The 3129-nt window shown below is 49.4% G+C and carries 1 rRNA gene; it reads right to left on the reverse strand.

The features are described from left to right. Window positions 1–55: 55 nt before the first annotated feature. Window positions 56–2943: ribosomal RNA gene (locus DWX29_RS12360) — 23S ribosomal RNA — on the reverse strand. Window positions 2944–3129: the final 186 nt, after the last annotated feature.

Below are 3129 nucleotides of genomic sequence, written 5' to 3' on the forward strand. Positions count from 1 at the left end.
CTAATCTTCCAATCTCTTTCCTTCCTTGGATAACTTTTCCTCAAATTCCTTCCTTATGGTTAAGCCCTCGACCTATTAGTATCAGTCAGCTGCACGTGTTACCACGCTTCCACCTCTGACCTATCAACCTTGTAGTCTTCAAGGGGTCTTACTACTTTCGTATGGGATATCTCATCTTGAGGGGGGCTTCACGCTTAGATGCCTTCAGCGTTTATCCCTTCCAAACTTGGCTACTCTGCCATGCATTTGGTAATGCAACAGATACACCAGAGGTTCGTCCATCCCGGTCCTCTCGTACTAAGGACAGCTCCTCTCAAATATCCTACGCCCACGCCGGATAGGGACCGAACTGTCTCACGACGTTCTGAACCCAGCTCGCGTACCGCTTTAATGGGCGAACAGCCCAACCCTTGGGACCTACTACAGCCCCAGGATGCGATGAGCCGACATCGAGGTGCCAAACCACTCCGTCGATGTGAACTCTTGGGAGTGATAAGCCTGTTATCCCCAGGGTAGCTTTTATCCGTTGAGCGATGGCAATCCCACTTTATACCACCGGATCACTAAGTCCTACTTTCGTACCTGCTCCACCCGTCGGTGTCGCAGTCAAGCTCCCTTATGCCTTTGCACTCTGCGAATGGTTTCCGACCATTCTGAGGGAACCTTTGAGCGCCTCCGATACCCTTTCGGAGGCGACCGCCCCAGTCAAACTCCCCACCTGACATTGTCCACCAGCCGGTTCACGGCTGCATGTTAGAAACCCAATACTGCAAGGGTGGTATCCCAAGGGCGACTCCTCGCAAACTGGCGTTCACGTCTCCTAGTCTCCCACCTATCCTGTACATGCAATATCGAATCCCAGTATCAAGCTAGAGTAAAGCTCCATGGGGTCTTTCCGTCCTGGCGCAGGTAACCAGCATCTTCACTGGTACTTCAATTTCACCGGATGCATTGTCGAGACAGTGCCCAAATCATTACGCCTTTCGTGCGGGTCGGAACTTACCCGACAAGGAATTTCGCTACCTTAGGACCGTTATAGTTACGGCCGCCGTTTACTGGGGCTTAAATTCAAAGCTTCGCTTATGCTAACCTCTCCTCTTAACCTTCCAGCACCGGGCAGGCGTCAGCCCATATACATCACCTTTCGGTTTCGCATAGACCTGTGTTTTTGCTAAACAGTTGCTTGGGCCAATTCTCTGCGGCCTGATTTCTCAGGCACCCCTTATCCCGAAGTTACGGGGTCATTTTGCCGAGTTCCTTAACAATGCTTCTTCCGTCGGCCTTAGGATTCTCTCCTCATCTACCTGTGTCGGTTTACGGTACGGGTACAATGTACACTATAGCGGCTTTTCTCGACAGCCAGCTCACCAGCTTCGCTACTTTTATTTCGCTCCGCATCACGTCTTCAGATTGAACAGCGGATTTGCCTACTGTTCTCCTACCTCGCTTGCACCGGCTTTTCCATTTCCGGCTCTGGCTCTCTGTCTGTGTCCCCACAGTTCTGATACATTGTAGTACAGGAATCTCAACCTGTTATCCATCGACTACGTCTTTCGACCTCGCCTTAGGCCCCGACTTACCCAGGGCAGATCAGCTTTACCCTGGAAACCTTAGATATTCGGCCGTGAGGATTCTCACCTCACTCTCGCTACTCATTCCGGCATTCTCTCTTCTTATCCCTCCACTGCTCCTTTCGGTACAGCTTCGTCGAGCTAAGAATGCTCCTCTACCAATGACTATGTCATTCCTCAGCTTCGGTGTTGTGTTTTAGCCCCGGACATTTTCGGCGCAGGACCTCTCGACTAGTGAGCTATTACGCACTCTTTGAATGTATGGCTGCTTCTGAGCCAACATCCTAGTTGTCTTCGAAATCCCACATCCTTTTCCACTTAACACTCACTTTGGGACCTTAGCTGGAGGTCTGGGCTGTTTCCCTTTTGACTACCCAACTTATCTCGTGCAGTCTGACTCCCAATCATCATCTTTACGGCATTCGGAGTTTGATAATCTTCGGTAAGCTTTGACGCCCCCTAGGATATTCAGTGCTCTACCTCCGCAAGACTAAATTGAGGCTAGCCCTAAAGCTATTTCGAGGAGAACCAGCTATCTCCGGGTTCGATTGGAATTTCTCCGCTATCCACACCTCATCACCACCCTTTTCAACGGATGTGTGTTCGGACCTCCATTGCCTTTTACGGCAACTTCATCCTGGACATGGATAGGTCACCCGGTTTCGGGTCTACTCTCACTGACTTTTCGCCCTGTTAAGACTTGGTTTCCCTTCGGCTCCATACCTTAAGTACTTAACCTCGCCAGTAAGCGTAACTCGCCGGACCGTTCTACAAAAAGTACGCGGTCGAGCATGTATAGCTCTTCCACAGCTTGTAAACACAGGGTTTCAGGTTCTCTTTCACTCCCCTCCCGGGGTTCTTTTCACCGTTCCTTCACAGTACTATGCGCTATCGGTCACTAAGGAGTATTTAGGCTTACGGGGTGGTCCCCGCTCTTTCCATCAAGGTTTCTCGTGTCTCGATGTACTCTGGATACTGCCATGTCTTTTAAGTTTTCGCTTACGGGGCTTTCACCCTCTTTGGCCGGCTTTCCCAAAACCGTTCTGCTAACTCTCAAGAATCATTTATGCAGTCCGAACCCCACGGTGCACGCACCATGGTTTGGCCTCTTTCCATTTCGCTCGCCGCTACTTTGAAAATCGATTTTTCTTTCTCTTCCTCCGGCTACTTAGATGTTTCAGTTCACCGGGTTCCCTCTGCATGGCTATGTATTTACCATGCAGTGACTGGAGTTCTTCCAGCCGGGTTTCCCCATTCAGAAATCAACGGATCATTGGATATTTGCTCCTCTCCGTCGCTTATCGCAGCTTATCACGTCTTTCTTCGGCTCTTAGTGCCAAGGCATCCACCCTGCGCTCTTATTAGCTTAACCATCTTTTCTCTCGGTGTATAGCGTTACACCGGATGGCTTTCTTTTGAGTTTATTTTCTCTTGTGTTTGTTCGCATCTTTCGATGCGCCTCGGATGTCTTGAAATTGGCATGTGCATATATTTTACTATATGACATTCTTTTTCTAGATTATTTCAGTATGCAGTTTTCAATGTACAATCTTTTTGA

This window comes from Eubacterium sp. AF19-12LB (assembly GCF_003479125.1).
Taxonomy (GTDB): domain Bacteria; phylum Bacillota; class Clostridia; order Lachnospirales; family Lachnospiraceae; genus Eubacterium_U; species Eubacterium_U album.